18 protein-coding genes and 3 tRNA genes are annotated in these 24,132 nt (G+C 73.4%); 11 read left to right on the forward strand and 10 right to left on the reverse strand.

All coding sequences use genetic code 11. The annotated features are described in order from the left end of the window. Positions 1–134: 134 nt before the first annotated feature. The gene (locus AC5WAM_RS27860) at positions 135–983 is read right to left on the reverse strand and encodes an aminotransferase class IV (RefSeq protein WP_495519184.1); all 849 of its coding nucleotides are present in this window, start codon (positions 981–983) and stop codon (positions 135–137) included. A gap of 104 nt (positions 984–1,087) precedes the next feature. After that, positions 1,088–1,546: a redox-sensitive transcriptional activator SoxR gene (gene soxR, locus AC5WAM_RS27865; RefSeq protein ID WP_366793545.1), complete on the reverse strand. Its 459-nt coding sequence runs from the start codon at positions 1,544–1,546 to the stop codon at positions 1,088–1,090. 63 nt (positions 1,547–1,609) lie between these two features. On the opposite strand from soxR, the gene AC5WAM_RS27870 reads away from it, so the two are divergent. Further along, positions 1,610–2,245: an NADPH-dependent FMN reductase gene (locus AC5WAM_RS27870; protein ID WP_138959603.1), complete on the forward strand. Its 636-nt coding sequence runs from the start codon at positions 1,610–1,612 to the stop codon at positions 2,243–2,245. Positions 2,246–2,258: 13 nt separating this feature from the next. Here the strand turns inward: AC5WAM_RS27870 and AC5WAM_RS27875 are convergent, their stop codons facing one another. Next, positions 2,259–3,701, reverse strand: a complete 1,443-nt coding sequence (locus AC5WAM_RS27875) for a sensor histidine kinase (protein WP_495519185.1) — start codon at positions 3,699–3,701, stop codon at positions 2,259–2,261. Next, complete coding sequence (locus AC5WAM_RS27880) at positions 3,698–4,441, reverse strand: hypothetical protein (protein ID WP_495519186.1); 744 nt, start codon at positions 4,439–4,441, stop codon at positions 3,698–3,700. Before AC5WAM_RS27880 ends, AC5WAM_RS27875 begins: the two co-directional genes overlap by 4 nt. 271 nt (positions 4,442–4,712) lie before the next feature. Between AC5WAM_RS27880 and cutA the strand changes: the two genes are divergently transcribed. Beyond that, on the forward strand, positions 4,713–5,048 hold the full coding sequence (gene cutA / locus AC5WAM_RS27885; protein ID WP_495519187.1) for a divalent-cation tolerance protein CutA: 336 nt from the start codon (positions 4,713–4,715) through the stop codon (positions 5,046–5,048). Then, positions 5,045–5,503 (forward strand): gamma-glutamylcyclotransferase family protein, encoded by a 459-nt coding sequence (locus tag AC5WAM_RS27890; RefSeq protein WP_495519188.1) that lies wholly within the window; start codon positions 5,045–5,047, stop codon positions 5,501–5,503. Before cutA ends, AC5WAM_RS27890 begins: the two co-directional genes overlap by 4 nt. Here the strand turns inward: AC5WAM_RS27890 and AC5WAM_RS27895 are convergent. Continuing rightward, positions 5,448–7,595, reverse strand: coding sequence for a molybdopterin oxidoreductase family protein (locus tag AC5WAM_RS27895; RefSeq protein ID WP_495519189.1), 2,148 nt, complete (start codon positions 7,593–7,595; stop codon positions 5,448–5,450). The genes AC5WAM_RS27890 and AC5WAM_RS27895 overlap by 56 nt on opposite strands. Positions 7,596–8,023: 428 nt before the next feature. Between AC5WAM_RS27895 and AC5WAM_RS27900 the strand changes: the two genes are divergently transcribed. The 5 genes from AC5WAM_RS27900 to AC5WAM_RS27920 all read left to right on the forward strand — a co-directional run bounded on the left by AC5WAM_RS27900 (position 8,024) and on the right by AC5WAM_RS27920 (position 15,147). Beyond that, positions 8,024–8,803, forward strand: a complete 780-nt coding sequence (locus AC5WAM_RS27900) for a sirohydrochlorin chelatase (RefSeq protein ID WP_495519190.1) — start codon at positions 8,024–8,026, stop codon at positions 8,801–8,803. Between the two features lie 46 nt (positions 8,804–8,849). Then, positions 8,850–10,229, forward strand: a complete 1,380-nt coding sequence (locus AC5WAM_RS27905) for a deoxyguanosinetriphosphate triphosphohydrolase (protein ID WP_366793552.1) — start codon at positions 8,850–8,852, stop codon at positions 10,227–10,229. Positions 10,230–10,347: 118 nt separating this feature from the next. After that, positions 10,348–11,610, forward strand: a complete 1,263-nt coding sequence (locus tag AC5WAM_RS27910; RefSeq protein ID WP_495519191.1) for an NAD(P)/FAD-dependent oxidoreductase — start codon at positions 10,348–10,350, stop codon at positions 11,608–11,610. 135 nt (positions 11,611–11,745) lie between these two features. Next, on the forward strand, positions 11,746–13,644 hold the full coding sequence (gene dnaG, locus AC5WAM_RS27915; protein WP_366793554.1) for a DNA primase: 1,899 nt from the start codon (positions 11,746–11,748) through the stop codon (positions 13,642–13,644). Positions 13,645–13,815: 171 nt separating this feature from the next. After that, positions 13,816–15,147 carry an RNA polymerase sigma factor gene (locus AC5WAM_RS27920; RefSeq protein ID WP_495519192.1) on the forward strand — a complete coding sequence of 444 codons (1,332 nt, stop codon included), beginning with the start codon at positions 13,816–13,818 and terminating at the stop codon, positions 15,145–15,147. A 2-nt stretch (positions 15,148–15,149) separates the two neighbouring features. On the opposite strand, the gene AC5WAM_RS27925 is transcribed toward AC5WAM_RS27920, so the two are convergent. The 4 genes from AC5WAM_RS27925 to AC5WAM_RS27940 form a co-directional block, all read right to left on the reverse strand. Then, positions 15,150–17,048 (reverse strand): ABC transporter ATP-binding protein, encoded by a 1,899-nt coding sequence (locus AC5WAM_RS27925; protein ID WP_366793556.1) that lies wholly within the window; start codon positions 17,046–17,048, stop codon positions 15,150–15,152. Positions 17,049–17,074: 26 nt separating this feature from the next. Further along, positions 17,075–18,808: an ABC transporter ATP-binding protein gene (locus tag AC5WAM_RS27930; protein ID WP_495519193.1), complete on the reverse strand. Its 1,734-nt coding sequence runs from the start codon at positions 18,806–18,808 to the stop codon at positions 17,075–17,077. A gap of 562 nt (positions 18,809–19,370) precedes the next feature. Next, on the reverse strand, positions 19,371–20,798 hold the full coding sequence (locus AC5WAM_RS27935) for an FGGY family carbohydrate kinase (RefSeq protein WP_366793558.1): 1,428 nt from the start codon (positions 20,796–20,798) through the stop codon (positions 19,371–19,373). A gap of 203 nt (positions 20,799–21,001) precedes the next feature. After that, positions 21,002–21,313: a YtxH domain-containing protein gene (locus AC5WAM_RS27940; protein WP_366793559.1), complete on the reverse strand. Its 312-nt coding sequence runs from the start codon at positions 21,311–21,313 to the stop codon at positions 21,002–21,004. A 159-nt stretch (positions 21,314–21,472) separates the two neighbouring features. On the opposite strand from AC5WAM_RS27940, the gene AC5WAM_RS27945 reads away from it, so the two are divergent. The 3 genes from AC5WAM_RS27945 (at position 21,473) to AC5WAM_RS27955 (ending at position 21,962) form a co-directional block, all read left to right on the forward strand. Beyond that, a tRNA-Asn gene (locus AC5WAM_RS27945) sits at positions 21,473–21,545 on the forward strand. 5 nt (positions 21,546–21,550) lie between these two features. Continuing rightward, a tRNA-Asn gene (locus tag AC5WAM_RS27950) sits at positions 21,551–21,623 on the forward strand. 265 nt (positions 21,624–21,888) lie between these two features. After that, a tRNA-Ile gene (locus AC5WAM_RS27955) sits at positions 21,889–21,962 on the forward strand. A 126-nt stretch (positions 21,963–22,088) separates the two neighbouring features. Here the strand turns inward: AC5WAM_RS27955 and AC5WAM_RS27960 are convergent. After that, positions 22,089–24,011 (reverse strand): site-specific integrase, encoded by a 1,923-nt coding sequence (locus AC5WAM_RS27960; protein WP_495519194.1) that lies wholly within the window; start codon positions 24,009–24,011, stop codon positions 22,089–22,091. Positions 24,012–24,132 lie beyond the last annotated feature (121 nt).

Genomic DNA, 24,132 nt, shown 5'->3' on the forward strand with positions numbered 1-24,132 from the left:
GCTGAAGCCCCATCAGAAATGCCGCGCCGGTCCGCGCCGCGGCGCTTGTGCGGCCGCGTTCCAGCAGGTCACCGGCGTATGGACGGAAAGACTCCGAAGGCGCGGCGCGGCACCTGTGAATGGGTGACCCGGCCTCAGATCACGTCCCCGGGCACGCCCTCGTACAGGTCGGCGACCGTCGCCATGAGCTTCTCGTCGACGGGGAAGTCCTGGTCGTCGACGCGCCGGACGGGGGAGACGCCCCAGGAGTTGGTGACGAAGGCGGCCCGGTAGGACGGCAGGTCCTGCAGGAACACCGGACCCCGCCGGGTGGGCAGCCCGGCGTCCGCGAGCCGGGGTTCGAGCAGCCCCATGGTGATGCCGCGCAGGTGGGGTGCCTCGGGCCAGACGACCTCGCGCCCGTCGAAGAAGGCCACGTTCGTCACCGCGCCCTCGCTGACCGCGCCGTCCGGGCCGGTGAGCAGCGCCTCGTCGTAGCCGAGCCGCTCCGCCTCGCGCCGGTGGTACGTCTGCCCGAAGCCGCCCAGATGCTTGAGGTGCGCGGCGGGCCGTACGTACGGGACGGACTTCAGGGACTGCGCCCGCTCGGCCATGGTCGCGGGCAGCTCGACGGGCGGGCGGACGGTGACCATCAGGGAGGGCTCGCCGTCCGGGGCGTGCACGTAGACGCGCACGGCCGCGTTCTGGAGCACCCCGGTGCCCGTCCCGCCGCCCGCTCCGCCGTTCGCGGAGCCGTCCCCGGCGAGCGCGTGCCGGATCGCCGCGCGGACCCGGTCGCCGTCCAGGCCCTGGCCGAAGAGCTCGCGGCTCGCCGCGTCGAGCCGCTCGAGGTGGAGGGAGAGGCCGCGCACCGTGCCGCCCCTGACCTGCATCGCGGTGAAGTGCCCGAAGCCGTCGAGGGCACGGGCGCGCAGCTGCTCGGCGGTGGCCGGGGCCCCGTCGATCTCCAGGCGGTCGGGGGCGGCGGGGTTCGATGTCGTCATGGGGACCACCGTACGGACGCGAGCACCGGCGCGGACGGGCGGGCGGCGCCCCGGTGTGGAGGGGCGGACGGCGCCCCGGCCCCCGCGCCCGGCGCGGCCCCCGGTCAGTCCTCGAGCAGACGGCGCGGCCCCGGCCCGTGCGCGGCCAGCTCGTCCCACGGGTTCGACAGGGCGCACTTGTCGAGCGAGAGACAGCCGCAGCCGATGCAGTCCGTGAGGTTGTCGCGCAGCCGCCGCAGGGTGCGGATGCGCCGGTCGAGGTCGTCCCGCCAGCACTCGGATATCCGGGCCCAGTCCTCGCGGGTCGGCGTGCGGTCCTCCGGCAGCAGGGCGAGCACCTCGCGGATCGTGGCCAGCGGGATGCCGAGCCGCTGCGAGGTGCGGATGAAGGCGACGCGGCGCAGCGTGTCCCGGCTGTAGCGGCGCTGGTTGCCGGGGGTGCGGCGGCTGGTGATGAGCCCCTCCCGCTCGTAGAAGCGCAAGGCGGAAGGCGCCACTCCGCTGCGCTCGGCGAGCTCGCCGACGGTGGCTTCCTTGGCGTCCGGTGCGAGGTGCGAGGTCATGCCGACAGATTAGCCACGGAAGCCGCTTGACCTGAACCAAGGTTTAACTAAGAGGCTTGCCGCATGAACACCACCACCGACGTCTCCCCGTCCCCCGCCGCCGCCCTGTCCGCCACGGCCGCGAAGCCCGTGAAGGTCGCCGTCGTCGTCGGCAGCAACCGCGAGGGCCGCTTCGGCCCCGTCGTCGCCGAGTGGCTGCTGCGCCACGTGCGCGCGCACCAGGGCTTCGAGGTCGACGTCGTCGACCTCGCCGAGGTCGACCTGCCGACCTCCCTCTCGCACCGGCCGGACGCCGCGACCCGCGCCGAACTCGCCAAGGTCTCCCCGAAGCTGGCCGCCGCCGACGCCTTCGTCGTCCTCACCCCCGAGTACAACCACTCCTACCCCGCGTCCCTGAAGAGCCTGATCGACTGGCACCACCCCGAGTGGCAGGCCAAGCCCATCGCGTTCGTCTCCTACGGCGGGCTCTCCGGCGGCCTGCGCTCGGTCGAGCACCTGCGCCCGGTCTTCGCCGAGCTGCACGCCGTCACCATCCGCGACACCGTCTCCTTCCACAACGCGGGCGCCCTCTTCGACGACGAGGGCAACCACAAGGAGCCCGCGGCCGCCGACGCCGCCGCGAAGGCGATGCTGGACCAGCTCGCGTGGTGGGCGTGGGCGCTGCGCGCGGCCAAGGAGGTCCGGCCGTACGGGAGCTGACCCCGTGCGCCGCTCACGCCTGAGGCAGCCGGACGACCGCGACCGCGCCGCCGTCCGGCGCGTTGGCCAGCTCCACCGTGGCGCCGACGACCGCGGCCTGGCCGAGCGCGATGGTCAGGCCGAGCCCGGTGCCCTGGCCGCGCTCGCGGGCGCCGGTCTCGAACCGCTGCGGGCCCTCGCGCAGCAGGTGCTCGGGGAAGCCGGGCCCGTGGTCGCGCACGGTCACCACGGCCCCGTCGACGCTGAGGTCGACGGGGTCGCCGCCGTGCCGCCGTGCGTTGCCGACGAGGTTCGCCAGGATCCGCTCCAGGCGGCGCGCGTCGGTCCGCACCAGCTGCTCCCCGGTGCTGGCGAACCGTACGCCGCGGTCCGTGGACTGCCCCGCGAAGAGCCCCCGTTGGGCCATGCCCTCGACGAGCGTGCCGAGCGGGTGCACGTCCAGGTCGGGCCGCTCCACGTCCGCGTCGAGCCGCGCCACCTCCAGGAGGTCCTCCGTCAGCGCGCGCAGCGCGCACACCCGGTCGCGCACCAGCTCCGTGGGGCGGCTCGGCGGAAGCAGCTCGGCGGCGGTGTGCAGCCCGGTCAGCGGGGTGCGCAGCTCGTGCGCCACGTCCGCGGTGAACCGCTGCTCGGCCTCCAGGCGCCGCTGGAGCGTCGCGGCCATGGTGTCGACGGCCGTCGCCAGGTCGGCGACCTCGTTCCTGCCGTGCCGGAAGCCGGGCGGCAGCGGATGGCCGATGCGGGCGTCCAGGTCGCCCTGGCTGATGCGGCGGGCGATGGCGGCCGCGGCCCGCAGATCACGGCTGAGCCTGCTGGCGAGCGCGGCGCCCCCGAGCGCGGCGAGCGCGACGACCACCGCGCCGGACACCAGGAGCTGCTGGTCGAACTCGGCCATCTCGTCCGCCTGTTCGCGCAGCGGCAGCCGCACGGACAGGACCCGGTCGCCGACCGGGCGCGCCGCCCACACCGCCGGGTCGCCCGACTCCATGTCGAGGTACGTGCCGCGCCGCCCGGCGAGCGCCGCCGCGCGCAGCGGCTCCGGCAGGCCCGGCGCGTCGAGGGCGGCGCGCGTGCCGTCCCGGGTGCCGTCCTGGTCGACCTGGCCCGTCAGCTCGTACAGCTGCCGCACCCGCACCAGCTGCGCGGTCGCCCCGGAGCGCGCGCTCGCGCCGACCTGGTCGAGCCGCGCCTGGTGGATGAGGAGCCCGATCGCCACGGCCACGACCGCGCAGCCCGCGGCGAGCAGCGCGGCGATCTTCCACCGCAGGCCGAGCGTGTTGAGCGGAGCGAGCACGCGCCGCGGGGCCCGCACGAGCCACCGCGCGCGAGCACGGCCCTTCGCGGGGGCGCCCCCCTGCTCGGGGACGCCGCCCTGCTCGGCGGCGCGGCTCTCGGCAGCGGCGCCGCCCTTGTCGAAGGCGCGACCGTCCATGCCGTCGACCTGTCCGGGCGTCACGGGCGGGTTCCCGGGCGGGCGGAGGGCGTGGACGACGGCGTGGACGACGGCTCGGACGACGGCCTGGTCGACGGGGAGTCGTCCCCGCCGCGGCCGGGGGAGCGGTCCGGCTTCCGGTAGCTCTTGGTGTCGCTGACCGTCGACATCCGCTTGCCGTCCCAGTGGTAGCGCACGGCCTGCTCGCCGCCGTCGGCGCACGGGCTGCGCACCAGCAGATCGGTGCCGAGCACCTCCACGGCGATCCGCTTGCCCGCGGTGAACAGCACCGGGTAGACCTTGCCGCCGCGCTCGGCGTAGACGACGACCGCGCTGCGCCCGCTCTCCAGGTCGATCGCGAGCAGCAGCTCGGGCCTGCCGTCCCCCGACAGGTCGACGAGCACCGGCGGCCGGATCCCGGAGCGCCCCGGCTTGTCGATCATCGGCCGGTCCGCGAGCGGCCTGAGGCGCGGGTCCGCGCGCAGCAGCTCGTGCACGTCGAGCTTGGCGAGCCCGCCGGGCCCGAGCTCGCCGAGGCCGTCGAGCGGCTCGGGCGGGGGCAGCTTCGTCGCGGTCTCGGCGCCCGGCGCCGACGGCGTCGCACCGGACCAGCCGGGCCACAGCGGCTTCGGGCTCGGCTGCACCGACACCGGCGGCGCGGGCTCGGACGCGTCGAGGCCGCCCGTCGACCCGCAGGCGCAGAGCACGACGACGGCCAGGACGGCCAGGGGCACGCCCAGGAGGAGGCGGAGACGCAGAGTCATGACGGGACCGATGGACGAGGGAGGCTGGGCGGCGGCCGGCCCGGGGAAGCACCGGGAGTGCGGCACGGGACCGGCCACCCGGGGTCGACGCTAGGAAGGACGCATCACAGAAACCGGGAGGTTGTGTAACAGCCATCGCCAAAGCTGGGAAAAACCCCAGCTCGGGACCTTCGGCCAGGCCGGTAGCCTCCCCAGCGCACAGGCCTTCGCCCGCGCCCGGGGCCTTCCCGTACGACGCGCGGGGCCTTCCCGTACGAAAGGAGCACACGCCGTGACGGAACCGAGCACGCCCGCCTTCCTGCTGGTCCTGACCACCACGGACACCGCCGACAAGGCGGACACCCTGGCGCGCGCCGCGGTCGAGGCCCGCCTCGCCGCCTGCGCCCAGATCAACGGCCCCGTCACCTCCGTCTACCGCTGGGACGGCGCCGTGGAGACGGCCCGCGAGTGGCAGGTGTTCCTGAAGACGACGCAGGAGCGGTACGCCGCCCTGGAGTCCTGGCTGCTCCAGGCCCACGACTACGAGACGCCGGAGATCATCGCCACCCCCGTGACCCGGGGCAGCGCGGCCTATCTGGGCTGGGTCGCGGAGGAGACCGCCGAGTGACCGAGCGCCTGCCGTTCTTCGTGTACGGGACGCTGCGCCCGGGCGAGCGCAACCACGCCTTCCTCTCCGGACGCGTCCTGACCCGCGCGCCCGCCCTGCTCCCCGACGCCGTCCTCTACGCCGGACCCGGCTACCCGTACGCGGTCCGGACCCCCGGCGCGGGCCCCGTCCACGGCGACCTCGTGACCGCGCGCCCCGAGACGTACGGGCGGCTGCTCGCCGACCTCGACCACCTGGAGGAGTACGTCCCCGGCGACCCCCGCAGCCTCTACCTCCGCGAGGCGCTCGCCGTCGTCCGTGAGGACGGCAGCACGGCGCGGGCCTGGGTGTACGTGGCGGCCCCGCCCCTGGCCGCACGCCTGCGGGCCACGGCGGAGCCGCTGCGCGGCGGCACCTGGGTCACCCCGGCCCCGCCGGCGCCTCCACCGCCTCCAGGCGGACCGCGCACACCTTGAACTCCGGCATCCGCGACACCGGGTCGAGCGCGGGGTGGGTCAGGACGTTGGCCCGCCCCTCGCCGGGCCAGTGGAACGGCATGAACACCGTGTCGGGCCGGATGCCCGGCGTGACCCGCGCGGGCGCGGTGGCCCGGCCGCGCCGCGACACCACGGCGACCGGCTCCCCGTCGGCCACCCCGACCCGCGCCGCGAGCCGCGGATGGAGCTCCACGAAGGGCCCCGGCGCGGCGGCGTTCAGCTCGGCCACGCGCCGCGTCTGCGCCCCCGACTGGTACTGGGCGAGCACCCGGCCCGTGGTGAGGACCACGGGGTACTCCGCGTCCGGCTCCTCGGCGGCCTCCCGGTGCGACACCGCCACGAACCGGGCCCGCCCGTCCGCGGTGGCGAACCGCTCCAGGAACAGCCGGGGCGTCCCGGGGTGCGCGGCCCCCGCGTCCGCGGTCTCCGGGCAGGGCCAGAACACCCCCTCGCCGTCGCCCTCCGCGAGGCGTGCGTACGTGATGCCCGCGTAGTCCGCGACGCCGCCCGCGCCGGCTCGCCGCAGCTCGTCGAAGACCTCCTCCGGATCGGTGGGGAACCCCTTCCCGTGGCCGAGCAGGGCAGCGAGTCCGTGCAGGACGTCGAGGTCCGTCCGCACCCCGGGCGGGGGGTCCACCGCCTTGCGGCGCAGCAGCACCCGGCCCTCCAGGTTCGTCACCGTGCCCGTCTCCTCGGCCCACTGCGTCACCGGCAGCACGACGTCGGCGAGCGCGGCGGTCTCCGAGAGCACCACGTCCGCGACCGCCAGGAAGTCGAGCGACCTGATCCGCTCCTCCACGTGCGCGGCCCGGGGCGCCGACACCACCGGGTTGGAGCCCATGAGCAGCAGCGCCCGCACGTCCCCGCCGAGCGCGTCGAGCAGTTCGTACGCCGAACGTCCGGGCCCCGGCAGGGAGTCCGGGTCCACGCCCCACACCGCCGCCACGTGCGCCCGCGCCGCGGGGTCCGTCAGCTTGCGGTAGCCCGGCAGCTGGTCGGCCTTCTGACCGTGCTCACGGCCGCCCTGCCCGTTGCCCTGCCCGGTCAGACAGCCGTACCCGGACAGCGGCCGCCCGGGCCTGCCCGTCGCCAGGCACAGATTGATCCACGCGGACACCGTGTCCGTGCCCTTCGCCTGCTGTTCGGGGCCGCGCGCGGTGAGCACCATGGCGTGCTCGGCCCCGCAGAACCGCCGTACGACCTCACGCAGCCGGGGCACCGGCACCCCCGTGATCCGCTCCACGTGCTCCGGCCAGTGCGCCATCGCCGCCGCCCGCGCCCCGGCCCAGCCGCTGGTGCGCGCGGCCACGTACTCCTCGTCGACGTGCCCCTCGGTCACCACCAGGTGCAGCAGACCGAGGGCGAGCGCCAGATCCGTGCCGGGGCGCGGCGCCAGATGCAGATCGGCCTGCTCGGCGGTGCGGGTGCGGCGCGGATCGACGACGACCAGCGTGCCGCCGTTGTTCCTCATCTCCGTCAGGTGGCGCAGCGCGGGCGGCATCGTCTCCGCCAGGTTCGAGCCGACGAGCAGCACGCACCCGGTGCGGGCCACGTCCGCCAGCGGGAACGGCAGCCCCCGGTCGAGGCCGAACGCCCGCTGCCCCGCCGCCGCGGCGGACGACATGCAGAACCGCCCGTTGTAGTCGATCTGCGAGGTCCCGAGCACCACCCGCGCGAACTTGCCGAGCGCGTACGCCTTCTCGTTGGTGAGCCCGCCCCCGCCGAACACCCCGCACGCGTCCGCGCCGTGCGCCGCGCGCGCCCGGGCGAGCCCCTCGGCCACGCGGCCCAGGGCCTCCTCCCAGGTGGCCGGTACGAGCCCGCCCGTGACGCGGGACCGGACGAGGGGCTCGGTCAGACGCACCCGGGAGGAGAGCACCTCGGGCGCCGTACGGCCCTTGCCGCACAGCGCACCCCCGTTGACGGGGAACGCGGGCCGCTCCACCACCTGCACGCCACCGCCTCCGCCGTCCCGCGCGAGCCCCATGCCGCACTGGAGCGCGCAGTACGGACAGTGGGTGGGCGTGACGACACCGGACACGGCGCCCTGAACGGGAGGGGAGGGCTGCATGCCCGCCACCTTCCCCCGCCCGTGTTTCCCGCCCGCCCACGGCGGGTTACGCCTCCGGTACGGGGACCTCCACGAGACGCTGGGGCGTTTGTGAGGAACGCGGAGGGAAAGCGCGGAGCGCCGGGGCCGGGCGGGCGAGGCTGGGGGTGGGCGGGCACGGCGGGGCACCAGCGGCAGCGCGGAGCGTCGGGGCCGGGCGGGCGAAGCTGGGGCGTGACGGGTGGGCGGGTGGGGAGATTCCCGTCGCGGCAGCGGCGGGCACGGCGGGGCACCAGCGGCAGCGCGGAGCGCCGGGGCCGGGCGACCGAAGCCGGGGAGCCACGGGTGGGCGGGTGGGAAGGCCCCGCCCAGGGCGCCCTCGCCCAGGGCGCCCCCGCCAGAAACCGTTCCGCAACAGCAAGGCAACCCGCCCCCGCCACCCTCACCCCATGACACCGCCCCGCCCCACCGAGAGCCAGGCCCCGGCCCTGATAGCCGTGGCGCACGGCAGCCGCGACCCCCGCGCCCTGGCGACCGCCACCGCGCTGCTCGCGGCGGTCCGCGCCCACCGCCCCGGCCTGGACGTCCGCCTCGCCCACATCGAGCTCACCCGCCCCCTGCTGAGCGACACCCTCCGCTCCCCGGGGGCCGGGCCCGCCGTCCTCGTACCGCTCCTCCTCAGTAACGGCCACCACGCCCGGCACGACCTCCCCGCCGCGGCCGCCGCGCACCCGCGCTCGCGCGTGGCCGCCCCGCTGGGCCCGCACCCGCTGCTCACGGCGGTCCTGCACGCCCGGCTCCTGGAGGCGGGCTGGCCCCCGGCCACCGCGGCCACCGCGGCCACCGAGGGTCACGGCGTCGTCCTCGCCGCCGCGGGCTCCCGCGACCCCGCGTACGCCGCCGACACGCGCCGCGCCGCCGCCCTGCTCGCCCGCCGCCTCGGCGTGCCCGTCGTCCCCGGCTACGCCGCGCCCACCTCCGCGACCCCCACCGGCGTGCCCGCCGCCGTGCGCGCCCTCACCGCCGCCGGGGCCGGCCGCGTCGCCGTCGCCTCGTACTTCACCGCGCCCGGCCGCTTCGCCACCGAGGCCGCCGCCGCCACGCCGTGGCTCGCCGCCGCCCCGCTCGGCGCGCACCCGGCCCTCGCCGCGCTCCTGCTGCACCGCTACGACCAGGCGCGTTCCGCCGACCGCGCCCCGGCGCCGCCGCTGTGCCCGGCGCCCGCCTGACGGGGCCGCGGCGCGCCCCGTCGGCGCCTGCGTCTACTGTCGGGGCATGGCAGGCACCGCACCGCACGCCCGGACCGAGCACACGGCGGACCCCTCCGCCTACGACGAAGCCGCCGCCGAGCGCTGGGCCCCCGAGCCCGACAAACGGCCGGGGCGCACCGCCTTCCAGCGGGACCGCGCGCGCGTCCTGCACTCCGCGGCGCTGCGCCGCCTCGCCGGCAAGACCCAGGTCGTCACGCCCGGCACCCTTCCCCAGGTCCGCGGCCTCGCCCGCACGGGGGAGACCCCGTCCCAGGCCTGGGACGCCAGCGCCCGCACCCGCCTGACCCACTCCCTGGAGTGCGCCCAGGTCGGCCGCGAGCTGGGCGCCGCCCTCGGCTGCGACCCGGACCTGGTGGAGACCGCCTGCCTCTCCCACGACCTCGGCCACCCGCCCTTCGGGCACAACGGCGAACAGGCCCTGAACGACCTGGCCCAGGACTGCGGCGGCTTCGAGGGCAACGCCCAGTCCCTGCGCCTGCTCACCCGCATCGAGCCCAAGCGCTTCGTGCTCAGCGCGGACACCGGCGACCTGGTCAGCGTCGGGCTCAACCTGACCCGTGCCGCCCTCGACGCCGCCACCAAGTACCCCTGGCCGCGCGGCGCCCACCCCACCGAGCCGGACTCCGTGAAGTTCGGCGTCTACGAGGACGACCGGCCCGTCTTCGACTGGGTCCGCGCGGACGCCCCCGGCCACCGCACCTGCTTCGAGGCGCAGATCATGGACTGGTCGGACGACGTCGCGTACTCGGTGCACGACGTGGAGGACGGCCTGCACGCGGGCCACATCGATCCGAAGGCGCTGCGCGCCGAGCCCGAGCGCCGGGACGTGTACGCCGTCGCCATCGGCCGCTACGTCCCCGCGGACACCGACCCCGAAGAGCTCGCCGCGGCCCTCGACCGCCTCCAGGACCAGGAGTGGTGGCCGCACGGCTACGACGGCTCCGCCGTCGCCCAGGCCCGTCTCAAGGACGCCACCAGCCAGCTCATCGGCCGCTTCTGCCTCGCCGCCGAGACCGCGACCCGCGCGCGGTACGGCACGGGCCCCCTCACGCGCTACGCCGCCGAGCTGGTCGTCCCGCGCGAGGCGCGCCTGGAGTGCGCCGTCCTCAAGGCCGTCGCGGACCGCTATGTGATGCAGCGCCCCGCCCAGACCCGGCTCCGCGCCGACCAGCGCGTCTGCGTCGCCGAGCTCGCCGAGGCGCTCGCCGCGCGCGCCCCCGAGGGCCTCGACCCCCAGTTCCGCGCCCTGTACGACGCCGCGCCCGACGACCGCGCCGCCAAGCGCGTGGTCATCGACCAGATCGCGTCGCTCACGGACGCCGCCGCCCGTTCCCTGCACGCGCGGCTCACCGGATCGTTCCGGAACGCGCACAGTGGTGAGTGACCGGGGAGGTGACCACAGGATGTGACGGAAAGTGGCCGGATTGGGGTACAGCCCCTTCCGCCCTCACGCTGCGTGCGGGACTCTCCCAGTGGACTTAAAGGTTTCGAGGAGGCATCAAGTGGTCGACGCGGATCAGACGTTCGTCATCGTCGGAGGAGGTCTCGCGGGTGCGAAAGCGGCGGAGACGCTGCGCTCCGAGGGCTTCACCGGCCGGGTGATCCTCATCGGGGACGAGCGCGACCACCCGTACGAACGCCCACCGCTCTCGAAGGGGTACCTCCTCGGCAAGGAGGACCGCGACAGCGTGTTCGTCCACGAGCCCGCGTGGTACGCGCAGGCGGACGTCGAGCTGCACCTCGGCCAGACCGTCGTCGCCATAGACCGTGCCGCGCACACCGTCCGGCTCGGCGACGGCACCGTCATCCGTTACGACAAGCTGCTTCTGGCCACTGGGGCCGAGCCCCGCCGTCTCGACGTGCCGGGCACCGGGCTCGCGGGCGTGCACCACCTGCGCCGCCTCGCCCACGCCGACCGGCTCCGCCACGTCCTGGCCGCCCTCGGCCGCGACAACGGCCACCTGGTGATCGCGGGCGCGGGCTGGATCGGCCTCGAAGTCGCCGCGGCGGCACGGGAGTACGGCGCGGAGGTCACCGTCGTCGAGCCCGAGCCGACCCCGCTGCACTCCGTCCTCGGCCCCGAGGTCGGCCAGATGTTCGCCGACCTGCACGCCGAGCACGGCGTCCGCTTCCACTTCGGGGCCCGCCTCACCGAGATCACCGGGCAGGACGGCATGGTCCTCGCCGCCCGCACGGACGACGGCGAGGAGCACCCGGCGCACGACGTGCTCGCCGCGATCGGCGCCGCCCCGCGCACCGCCCTCGCGGAGTCCGCGGGCCTCGCCCTCGTCGACCGCGCGGACGGCGGCGGCATCGCCGTGGACCTCAGCCTGCGCACCTCCGACCCGGACGTCTACGCCGCCGGGGACGTGGCCGCCGTCCGCCACCCGCTCTTCGGCACCCGCCTGCGCGTCGAGCACTGGGCCAACGCCCTCAACGGCGGCCCGGCCGCCGCCCGCGCCATGCTCGGCAAGGAGGTCACCTACGACCGCGTGCCGTACTTCTTCTCCGACCAGTACGACGTCGGCCTGGAGTACTCGGGCTGGGCGCCCCCGGGCACGTACGACCAGGTGGTGGTCCGCGGTGACGCGGGCAAGCGCGAGTTCATCGCCTTCTGGCTGAGCGAGGGGCAGGTCCTCGCCGGGATGAACGTCAATGTGTGGGACGTCACGGAGACCATCCAGAAGCTCATCAGGTCCGGCACCCGCCCGGACCCCGACGCCCTGGCGGACCCGTCCCGCCCCTTGACGGCCCTGCTCGACTGACGGCCGGACGCCGGAGGGACTGGATCTTCCAGCCCCTCCGGCGTTCGAGGAGCGGGAGCCCCGGAATCGGGAAGGGGTGGGTCCGGGGCGCACCGCGAGGGCAGGAGTGTCGCCGCCGGGCCGTAGAATTTCGGCGTGGCTGGGCGGATCAATGACGAGGATGTGAAGGCGGTTCGGGACGCGGTCCCGATCGACGCCGTGGTGTCCGAGTACCTCCAGCTGCGCAACGCGGGCGGCGGAAACCTCAAGGGCCTGTGCCCCTTCCACGACGAGAAGTCCCCGTCGTTCCAGGTCAGCCCCAGCAAGGGCCTCTTCCACTGCTTCGGCTGCCAGGAGGGCGGCGACACCCTCACCTTCGTGATGAAGGTCGACCACCTCACCTTCTCCGAGGCGGTGGAGCGCCTCGCGGCCAAGGCGGGCATCACCCTGCGCTACGAGGAGGGCGGGTACAACCCCTCCCACCAGCGCGGCGAGCGCATCCGCCTGGTCGAGGCGCACAAGGCGGCCGCCGAGTTCTACACGGCCCAGCTGGAGTCCCCCGAGGCGGAGATCGGCCGCAAGTTCCTCGCCGAGCGCGGCTTCGACCAGGCCGCCGCCGCGCACTTCGGCGTGGGCTACAGCCCGGCGGGCTGGGACCACCTCACCCGCTTCCTGCGCGGCAAGGGCTTCACCGACAAGGAGCTGACCCTCTCCGGCCTCTCCCAGGAAGGCAGGCGCGGCCCCATCGACCGCTTCCGGGGCCGGCTGATGTGGCCGATCCGCGACATCGGCGGCGAGGTCGTCGGCTTCGGCGCCCGCAAGCTCCGCGACGACGACAACGGCCCGAAGTACCTGAACACGCCCGAGACCCCGATCTACAAGAAGTCCCAGGTCCTGTACGGCATCGACCTCGCCAAGAAGGAGATCGCCAAGTCCAGCAGGGCCGTCGTGGTCGAGGGCTACACGGACGTCATGGCCTGCCACCTCGCCGGGGTGACCACGGCCATCGCGACCTGCGGCACCGCCTTCGGCGGCGACCACATCAAGATCCTCCGCAGGCTGCTCATGGACAACGGCTCGGCCCGCGTGATCTTCACGTTCGACGGCGACGCGGCCGGGCAGAAGGCGGCCCTGCGCGCCTTCGAGGACGACCAGAAGTTCGCCGCCGAGACGTACATCGCCATCGCGCCCGACGGCATGGACCCCTGCGACCTGCGCCTGGCCAAGGGCGACTCCGCGGTCACCGACCTGGTCGAACCCCGCACGCCCCTCTTCGAGTTCGCGCTCCGCCAGATCGTCGCGCGCTACGACCTGGAGACCCCCGCGGGCCGCGCCGCCGCCCTGGACGAGGCCGCGCCCGTCGTCGCCCGCATCAAGAACAGCGGCGCGCAGCACGAGGTCGCCGTGCAGCTCGCGGGCATGCTCGGCATCCTCGACACGCAGTTCGTCGTCAAGCGCGTCGCACAGCTCGCCCGCTGGGCGCGGGACCGCGGCGGCAAGGGCCCGGCGCCGGGCCGCGGCCCGGCGGCGGTCGCCCAGGCCGCGCCCGCGGCCCCGTCGGGGCCCGCCCTGAACCTGCGCAACCCCGTCTACGCCACCGAGCGCGAGCTCCTCAAGCTCGCCCTCCAGCGCCCGGACCTGGTCTCCCCGGCCTTCGACGCGTACGGCGTGGACGAGTTCACGGCCGCCCCGTACGCGGCCGTGCGCCAGGCCGTCATGGAGGCGGGGGGCGCCGAGTTCGGCGCCCAGGACCCGCAGGAGTACCTCGTGCGCGTGCGCGACGCCGCCCCCGACGACGCGGTCCGCGCCATGGTCACGGAGCTGGCCGTGGAGGCGATCATGCGCCGCACGGTCGACGAGGCGTACGCGGGGGAGCAGCTGGTCACCGTGCGGCTGCGGGCCGTCGACCGGCGCATCCGCGACGTCCAGGGCACCTTCACCCGCCTCAGCGGCGGCCACGGCGACCCCCAGCAACTCACCAACGTCCAGAACGAGTTGTGGGTCCTCCAGCAGTACGCCCGCGCCCTGCGCGAACGGGGCGCGGCGGCCCTCTGACGGGCGCCTCGCGCCGACGGGGGCGGGGGCCCCGGGGCGGCGGCCCCCGGATCGGGAAGGGGTGGGTCTGGGGCGCCCCGCACGGGGTAACCGACTGGTTACGGACCGGACTCAAAAAGTCACCGCACGCCCCTCGTGGCGGCCGTGTGTCGTACTCCACACTGGGGGGCGGTGCCTGAGTCCTCGGAGCGCGGCCGGACCGCAGACAGTGCCTGTGGGTCCGACGATTCCGCGGTTCCACACATCGTGTTCGGGACGGACAGCGGCGAGGCCGTCGACGCCGGTCCCGTTGTACCGCTGCCACCCGCCTCAGCAGCGATCACCCTGGAGGTCGCCCCCGTGCAGACCCAGACCCTCACCGACACCGACACCGCGCCGAGCGCGGACGTGGAGGCGGAAGCCGACGTCATCACGACCGTGCCGCCGCAGAGCCGTGGCACCCGGCACCCGGAGCTCACGCCGGACGAACGCCTGGCCGACCCGCCCGCGCCCGGGGCGGAAGCCCCCGAGGCCCCCGAGGCCGCCGAGCCCGCCGAGACCATCGTCGAGACGATCGAGCTGCCGAGCCCGCGCGGCCGGGCCGATACCGGCGGCCCCTCCTCCGACCTGTTCCGCCAGTACCTGCGCGAGATCGGCCGCATCCCCCTGCTCACCGCCGCCGAGGAGGTCGAGCTCGCCCGCGCCGTCGAGGCCGGGCTCTTCGCCGAGGAGAAGCTGGCCGGCACCCCCGACCTGGACTCCCAGCTGGCCCTCGACCTGGACAAGCTGGTCGTCGCGGGCCGCATGGCCAAGCGCCGCCTCATCGAGGCGAACCTCCGCCTCGTGGTGTCCGTGGCGAAGCGGTACGTGGGGCGCGGCCTGACGATGCTCGACCTCGTCCAGGAGGGCAACCTGGGCCTCATCCGGGCGGTCGAGAAGTTCGACTACGCGCGCGGCTACAAGTTCTCCACGTACGCGACCTGGTGGATCCGCCAGGCCATGTCCCGGGCGCTCGCCGACCAGGCCCGCACCATCCGCGTGCCGGTGCACGTCGTCGAGCTGATCAACCGGGTGGTGCGGGTGCAGCGCCGCATGCTCCAGGAGCGCGGGTACGAGCCGACGCCCGAGGAGGTCGCCGCCCACCTCGACCTGCCGCACGAGCGCGTCAGCGAGGTGCTCCGGCTCGCGCAGGAGCCGGTGTCGCTGCACGCGCCCGTGGGCGAGGAGGACGACGTGGCGCTCGGCGACCTCATCGAGGACGGCGACGCGGCGAGCCCCGTGGAGTCGGCCGCCTTCCTGCTCCTGCGCGAGCACCTGGAGGCCGTCCTTTCCACGCTCGGCGAGCGCGAGCGCAAGGTCGTCCAGCTGCGCTACGGCCTCGCGGACGGCAGGCCCCGCACCCTGGAGGAGATAGGCCGGATCTTCGGCGTGACGCGCGAACGCATCCGCCAGATCGAGTCCAAGACCCTCAACAAGCTGCGGGACCACGCCTTCGCGGACCAGCTGCGCGGCTATCTGGACTGAGGTCAGCCGACCTCCGCCACGGCCTGGGCGAACTGAGCGGCGTACAGGCGGGAGTACGTCCCGCCCGCGGCGAGCAGCGCGTCGTGCGTGCCCTGCTCCACGATCGCCCCGTCCTCCATCACGAGGATGGTGTCGGCGTCGCGGATGGTGGACAGGCGGTGCGCGATCACGAACGACGTGCGCCCGTGCGCGAGCCGCGCCATGGCCTTCTGGATGAGCACCTCGGTGCGGGTGTCGACCGAGCTGGTCGCCTCGTCGAGGACCAGGATCACCGGGTCGGACAGGAACGCCCGCGCGATGGTGATGAGCTGCTTCTCGCCCGCGCTGACGCCCGTGCCCTCGTCGTCGATGACCGTGTCGTAGCCGTCCGGCAGGGTGCGGATGAACCGGTCGGCGTGCGCGGCCCGCGCGGCCTCCTCGATCTGCTCGCGGGTGACCTCGCCGGCGGCCCCGTACGCGATGTTGTCCGCGATGCTGCCGCCGAACAGCCAGGTGTCCTGGAGGACCATGCCGATGGCGCCGCGCAGCTCGTCCCGCGTCATCTTCGTGATGTCCGTGCCGTCCAGCGCGATGCGGCCGCCCGTGACCTCGTAGAACCGCATGAGCAGGTTCACGAGCGTGGTCTTGCCCGCGCCGGTGGGGCCGACGATGGCGACGGTGTGGCCCGGCTTCACGACGAGCGACAGGTCCTCGATCAGCGGCTTGTCCTCGGCGTAGCGGAACGACACGTGCTCCATCTCCACGCGGCCGCGCAGCTCGGCGGGGCGCTCGCCGGGGACGGGGTCGGGCCCCTGCTCCTCGGCGTCGAGGAGCTCGAAGATCCGCTCGGCGGACGCGACGCCGGACTGCACGAGGTTCGCCATCGACGCGACCTGCGTGAGCGGCATCGAGAACTGCCGCGAGTACTGGATGAAGGCCTGGACGTCACCGATCGACAGGGCGCCGGAGGCGACCCGCAGACCGCCGACCACGGCCACCAGGACGTAGTTCACGTTCGACATGAAGAACAGCAGCGGCTGCATCAGCCCGCTGTTGAACTGCGCCTTGTACGACGCCTCGTACAGCGCGTCGTTGTGCGTGGCGAACGCCTTCGCCGACTCCTCCTGGCGGCCGAACACCTTCACCAGGGTGTGCCCGGTGTACATCTCCTCCACGTGCGCGTTCAGCTGTCCGGTGGACTTCCACTGCTGCACGAACTGCGGCTGCGACCGCTTGCCGACCTTCGTCGCCACGACGAACGACAGCGGCACCGTCACCAGGGCGACGAGCGCGAGCAGCGGCGAGATCCAGAACATCATGATCAGGACGCCGACGATCGTGAGCAGCGAGCTGATGAGCTGCCCCAGCGTCTGCTGGAGCGTCTGGTTGATGTTGTCGATGTCGTTCGTGGCCCGGCTGAGCACCTCGCCGCGCTGGCGCTTGTCGAAGTACGACAGCGGCAGGCGCGACATCTTCGCCTGGACGTCGCCCCGCAGCCGGAACACGGTGCGGTTGATGGCGCGGTTCCCCAGGCGGGTGCCCACGGTCATCATCAGGCCCGCCACCGCGAACACGGCCGTGGCGAGCAGCAGCACCTCGCCGACCGCGCCGAAGTCGATGCCCTGGCCCGGCGTGAAGTCGAGGCCGGTGAGCATGTCGGCCATGCCGCCCTCGCCGTGCTCGCGCAGCCGCTCGATCGCCTCGCCCTTGGACTCGCCCTCGGGCATGGTCCGCCCGACGATGCCCGCGAACACCAGGTCCGTGGCGTGTCCGAGGATCTTCGGCCCGAGCACGGACATCGCGACGCTCAGGACCACCGCGGTGAGCATCCCGTACATCGTGGCCCGCTCCGGCCGGAACTGCCCGAGCAGCCGCTTCCCCGAGCCCTTGAAGTCCATGGACCGGGAGTCGGGTCCCATCATGGGTCCACCCATGCCACCAGGGGGCATTACGCGGCCTCCGCTTCCGTCAGCTGGGAGAGGACGATCTCCCGGTACGTCTCGTTGTCAGCCATCAGCTCGTGGTGGCGGCCGGTGCCGACGACCCGGCCCTCGTCCAGGACGACGATCCGGTCGGCGTCGCGGATCGTCGACACGCGCTGCGCGACGATCACGACCGTCGCCTCGCGGGTCTCGTGCGTGAGCGCGGCCCGCAGCGCCGCGTCGGTGGCGTAGTCGAGCGCGGAGAACGAGTCGTCGAACAGATAGATCTCCGGGCGCTGCACGAGCGTGCGCGCGATGGAGAGCCGCTGCCGCTGCCCGCCGGACACGTTCGTGCCGCCCTGGGCGATGGGGGCGTCGAGCCCCTCCTCCAGGGACTCCACGAAGCTCTTGGCCTGCGCCACCTCCAGGGCGTGCCACAACTCCTCGTCGGTGGCGTCCGGATTGCCGTACCGCAGATTGCCGGCCACGGTCCCGGCGAACAGATACGGCTTCTGCGGGACGAGCCCCACGGTCCGCGCGAGCAGCGCGGGCTCCAGGGCGCTCACCGCGACGCCGTTGACGAGGACCTCGCCCTCGGTGACGTCCATCAGGCGCGGTACGAGGCTCAGGAGCGTCGACTTGCCGCTGCCCGTGGAGCCGATCACGGCGGTCGTCTCGCCGGGCCGCGCGGTCAGCTCGATGCCCTTGAGCACCGGCTCCTCCGCGCCCGGGTAGCGGAACCCGGCGCCGCGCAGCTCCAGGTGGCCGTGGCCGCGCAGCTCGCGGACGGGCTCGGCGGGCGGCACGACGCTGGTCTCGGTGTCCAGGACCTCCTGGATGCGCTCGGCGCACACCTCGGCCCGCGGGATCATCATGAACATGAACGTGGCCATCATCACGGCCATGACGATCTGGAGCAGATACGCGAGGAACGCGGTGAGCGCGCCGATCTCCATGGCACCGCTGTCGATGCGGTGCGCGCCGAACCAGACGACGGCGATCGACGACAGGTTCACCACCGTCATGACGACCGGGAACATCAGCGCGAGCAGCTTGCCGCTGGCGAGCGAGACGTCGGTCAGGTCGCTGTTGGCGCCCCGGAAGCGGTCCTTCTCGTAGGGGTCGCGCACGAAGGCGCGGATCACGCGGTTGCCGGTGATCTGCTCGCGCAGCACGCGGTTCACTGTGTCGAGCCGCACCTGCATGGTGCGGAACAGCGGCCGCAGGCGGCGCACGATCACGCTCACGCTGATGCCGAGCACCGGCACGACGGCGAGCAGCACGCCGGACAGCGGCACGTCCTGGCCGAGCGCCATGACGATGCCGCCGACGCACATGATCGGCGCCGACACCATCAGGGTGAACGCCATCAGGACCAGCGTCTGCACCTGCTGCACGTCGTTGGTGGTCCGCGTGATCAGGGTGGGCGCGCCGAACTGGCCCATCTCGCGCGCGGAGAAGGACTGCACGCGGTCGAAGACGGCGGCCCGTACGTCGCGGCCGAGCTCGGCGGAGGTGCGCGCGCCGTACAGGACCGCGCCGACGTTGCACACCATCTGGACCACGGTGACGGCCAGCATGACGGCACCGAACGTCAGGATGTAGCCGGTGTCCCCCTTCACGACGCCGTTGTCGATGATGTCGGCGTTCAGGGTGGGCAGGTAGAGAGAGGCGCAGGTCTGCAGGAACTGCAGGAGCACCAGCAGGGCGATGGGCTTTTTGTACGGTCCCAGGTGGGTCCGCAGAAGTCGTATGAGCACGCTCGTCTCTCGGCAGAGTCTCGGAGTTGGGACGGAGTCGGGGCGGCGGGCGAAGGGCCGCCCACCATCCTGCGCCACCGACCCCGGGCGTGTGCAACCGATTAACCCATGACCGGGTCAAAAATCAGCCCTGGTCAAGTTCTGGGCACACTGAACGCTTCATTTCCCTCACGGAACGTGGCGGAATGCCATATTCCGGTCTGAGGGGCGGGTGGGGGCGTGCCGGGGCATGCGGAGGTGCGCCGGGGCGTGCGGACGCCCGGGGCGTCCGAGGTGTCCGGGGCGTGGGAGAGGCGTGGGGCGCACGGGGCCGTCTTGGTCGCGGCCCTGGTTCCGGTGCCCCGGGGCTTAGGGCGGCGCGGGGTGCGGGGCACGGGGCGCGGGGCGCGGGGCGCGGGCTTCCCGAGGCGCGAGGGCTGGGCCCGGAGCGCGGGATGCTGGGTGACGGGTGACGGGTGACGGGTGACGGGTGACGGGTGACGGGTGACGGGTGGAGGCGGGGGCGCGGGGTGCTGGGTGACGGGCCGGGGTGGGGCGTGGGGCGCGGGGTTGTGGGGGCGGCTCAGGGCGCGAACGCGCCCGGGTGCGCCTGCTCGCGCACCGTCACGTACTGCTGGCGCACCGCCTGCCCCACCGCGAGCTCCTCGCCCGGCTCGAAGACCTGCGTGACCGCGCCCCGCCACTGCGGCAGCTGCCCGGTCAGCGCCCACGTCGCCTGGCGCGCGGCGCCGATCGCGGCGTAGTCGGCGGGCTGGACCACCACGACCTGCGTACCGAAGAGCATCGGCGCGGCGGCCCGCACGGCGGGCAGCTCGGCGGCCGACCCGAGCAGGAACACCCGCCGCACCTCCACCCCGCGCCCGCGCAGCACGTCGAGCGCGTCGCCGAGCCCGCAGAGCATGCCCTCGAAGGCCGCCCGCGCCAGGTGCTCCGGCTTCATGGACTCGCGCCGCAGTCCGGTCAGGGTGCCCGCCGCGTGCGGCAGGCTCGGCGTCTTCTCGCCCTCCAGATAGGGCAGCAGGACGAGCCCGTGGGCGCCGGGGGTCGACTTCAGGGCCAGGTCGGAGAGCGTCTCCAGATCCGGGACGCCCAGCATCTCGGCGGTGCCGCGCAGCGCGCGCACCGCGTTCGCCGTGTGCACGACGGGCAGGTGCATGCCGGTGGCGTCGGCGAGCGAGGTGATCGTGCCGCTCGGGTCGACCAGGGCCTCGTGGTGGACGGCCATCACGGAACCGGAGGCGCCGAGCGACACCACCGCGTCGCCCTGCATCACGCCGAGGCCGAACGCCGCGGCCATGGTCGCGCCCGTGCCCGCCGATATCAGCAGGCCCTCCGGCGTCGTCCCGGCGGCGTCCGCGGGGCCGATGACCTCGGGCAGCATCGCCTGGTGGCCGAGCGCGAGCTCGACCAGATCCGGCCGGTACCCGCCGGTCGCCGCCGACCAGTAGCCGGTGCCGGACGCGCCGCCCCGGTCCGTCGTGCGCCGCGCGGGCCGCCCCAGGAGCTGCCACACCAGCCAGTCGGGGGCCTGCATGAGCAGGCTCGTGCGCAGCGCCGCCTCCGGCTCGTGCCGGGCCAGCCAGCGCAGCTTCGCGACCGGCTGTGCGGCCTGCGGGACGCAGCCCACGGCCTGCGCCCAGGCCTGGCGGCTGCCGAGCCCGTCGACGAGGTCGGCGGCGGCGACCTGGGCGCGCGGGTTGTTGCCGACGAGCGCGGGCCGCACGGTCGCGCCCTGCGCGTCGAGGGGGACGAGGGCGTGCTCCTGCGCGCAGACGCCGATCGCCTGGACGCCTTCGAGGAGCCCGCCGCCCGCGGCCTCGCCGAGGGAGAGCAGCCAGGCCTGTGGATCGACGTCGCTGGGCCGCGCGCCTTCGGGGCCCTCCAGCGGATGAGGGGCGTACCCCTGCCTGAGTACGGCGCCCGTGTCGGTGTCACAGACCACGATGCGTGTGAAATCGGGCGAGCTGTCCAACCCCGCGACTATCCCCATGCCGAGGATTCTGCCGCACCCGGGGGGATGCCCCGCACAGACGTCCGGTAAGGCGGTGGCTGCGGGACGGGACGAGACGGAACGGGGCGGGGGCGACGACCACGTCACCCCCGCCCCGCCTGACGGCCCAGGTGTCACCTGACGGCCCAGGTGTCATCCGACGGCCCAGGTGTTACCTGTCTGCCCAGGTGCTGCCTGACCCTCTAGGTGTTGCTGGTCCCCCAGTCGTCCTCGGCCTCGCCCTGCCCGCGCTCGCGCAGCGACCGCACCCGCTCGGCCACGGACTCGGGCATGCGGTCGCCCACCTTCTCCGAGACCGTGTGGAAGGCCTTGCCCGCGACCTCGCGTCCCTGGAGGGCGGCGGACTCGACGGTGTTGCGCACGGCGGGGTTCTGGGAGACCTCGCGGAGGGATTTCTTCAGCTGCTCGTAACGCTCGCGCCCGGCGCGCGTGCCGAGCACGTACCCCAGAGCCAGACCTGCCACGAACGTGAGCCGGTAGCGCATGACGGCCACCCTTTCCCTTGCCTCGACTGCCGACGTCGGTCGCCTGGGGATACCGATTGGCGGAGCACCCCCCTGCTTGCGCTAATGTATGTGTCGCAGCGAGCGCACGCCGCCCGGGAATCCCCAGGCAAGTGACATTGTTGCAGTGACTCCGTCACCAAGAGTCATTCCCCTGTAGCTCAATTGGCAGAGCAGCCGGCTGTTAACCGGCAGGTTACTGGTTCGAGTCCAGTCGGGGGAGCTCGGTCTCCTGTAGCTCAATTGGCAGAGCAGCCGGCTGTTAACCGGCAGGTTACTGGTTCGAGTCCAGTCGGGAGAGCTGTACGACGAGGACCCCTGAGGCACCACCACGGCGCCCAGGGGTCCTCGCGCGTGCCGGAGCCGCCCCCCGGACCCCGCCCCCAACGCCCCCTCGCCCGGCCCCTCGAGACCCGCGCACCCGAACTCGTTCCGCCCCTGGTGGAACCGCGCGGGCCGCAGCGGCATCCTCATGGTCGTGCGATGCCGACCAGCCGAAGCAGGAGATCGTATGAGCGGCTATGCTGCGGCAGACGGCGCGCACAAATGTGCGCGACGCGCCGTTAGGGGCGGTAGCTCAGCCGGTTAGAGCAGCGGACTCATAATCCGTCGGCCGTGGGTTCGAGTCCCACCCGCCCCACCTCGCGTCACCCGCGAAGAATCGTTCTGACCAGCAACTTTGCTGGTCGGGGCGATGGTCAAGGGGTCCTGGCGGCTCTTGCCTGATCAAGGGTTCATGATCGGCAGGACAAATTCGGGACGCAGGTCAGGCTGCGGGACGCAGCACCTCGTCCGGTCCCCCATCGCAGGTGACTTGACCTGCCGGAGAGGGGGGAGCCTGGAGGCTTCCGTCCGAGCCCGAAGGCCGGAGCTTCAGGAAGCTGTTCACGGTCTGGCCCGCGGGGCGGGCGATGAAGAACCGCATCAGTGCGAAGTAGGGGCGCTGGTCCTCCGAGTAGCGATCCGAGTGGTTCTCCATGCGCAGCAGTTCGTAACCGTTGCTGGCGCAGTGCTCGCTGATCCACTTGATAGCGGCGTCGCAGGTCTGGTCCGGCCCCTTGCTGATGGCTCGGATCTCTCCCAGGGCGTTGCCGTCATGCCGTAGCTGAGCGCCCACCACCCAGAGCCCCCCGCCGTACCGGGCAGCGTGCACGAAGAGCGCGACGACGTCGTTCCGGAAGGCTCTGCCGGGTATCTCAAGCGGGCGGTGCACTTCGAAGGGCACATCCCGAGGAACGACCGCGACGGTCGCTTCTGCCTCGGCACGCATCAGCTCGGGCAGGACGCTGGTGTACGTGTCCGAGGTGATCTGGCGCGAGGAGTGCCCCAGCCTCTCCTGGACCGTCTTGATGTCGTTCTTGGCGAGCAGCGAGAGGGTGGCAGAGATGTGGCGGAGGTCGTGCAGGCGCACAGGGGGGAGCCCGGACAGCTCCACGAGGCGCTGAAAGCGTCGGCTGATCCAGTCCGGGTGAAGCGGTGCTCCGTTCTCCTGGGTGAAGACGCAGCCGGACTCTTCCCAGGCCTCCACCCCGGACCACTGCTCGCGTTCCTTGTCCTGCTGGATGCGCCAAGCGGTGAGGACTCTGCCGGATTCCTCGGTCAGGGTGTTCGTGCGGACGCTGTCGGCCTTGGGGGCTTCGCCGTACAGCCGGTAGGCCACTTCGACGATCTGCGCGGAGATCCGCAGGGTGAGAGCGGTGACGCTGACCTCTGTCCACGGCAGGGCGGCCACTTCTCCGCGCCGCGGCCCGATAAACGTGAAGGTGTGCCACATCGCGTACAGGCGGTCGTCTCGGACGAAGTCCAGGAAGGCTCCGGTCTGCTCCGCCGTCCAGACCATGACCGGCCCCGGCTTCACGCCCGTGCGCTTCCACTCCTCGACGCGCTCGGGCGTCCACACGAGGGGCTTGGGCCGCTTGATCGGCGGCAGCTCGATGAGCGAGGCCAGGTTGGTTGCGTACTCCTGCCGCTTGATCCCGCTGTTGAGGAACGAGCTGAGCGTTGCGTTGATGCGGTGCATCGTCGCCGCACTGGTGATCTTCCGCTTGCCCATGCGGCCTTCACGGAGGGCCGCGTTGGCCTTCAGGTACGCCTGACGCGCCTCGCGGCGTTCCTGCTGCTTTCCAGCGGCTCGAACCCAGGCTGTGTGGGCGGCGTCGCGCTTCTGCTCCAGCTCGACCACCCTGGCGTGGTGGAGCAGCCGCTCGGCGTTCTCCCGCTCGATGGCGTCGTACATCGCCTCGACGTGCCGGAGCTTGAGGTCGCGTCGCTTGACGTGGCCCAGGTGCGGTTCGAGGTAGAGCCTGATGTGCTCCTCGTAGCCGTGCCGGGTGGTGCGGGCCAGGCTCTTCTTGCGCTTGAGCCAGGCGTGCAGATCCTCGCCGACCGTCGTCTTGCTCATGACGTCGGCGCCGCCGGTGGCCTGGAGGTAGATCTCCTCGGCCTTCCTCTTCGCATCGTCCTTCTTGGCGAAGCCGCCACGGCGCACACGCTGCCGTGTTCCGCCCTCGCCGGCTTCGAGCTCGAAGTAGAAGTACCAGGTGCCGTGGCCCTTCTGTTCGAGCTTGGGGCAGGTGGCGCCGATCTTGCGCTTCTTGGGTCTTCCGTTCGCCAGGAGTACCGGCGAGCCGTCCTCGTTGAGGACGGGTTCCTGGCAGGCGCATTGCCGCGAGTAGCTGGGGTCGAACACGGGTCCCTCTCCGTAGCCGTGACTTGTGGACGTTCTGTGCCGGTCCTTGGCGGGCCGTGCCCTCATCTTGCCCCAACACTCCAGTGTTGTCGTATCCTAAAACTCACGTTGGCGCGGGGGA

It is taken from the genome of Streptomyces sp. JLYT201 (assembly GCF_059448825.1).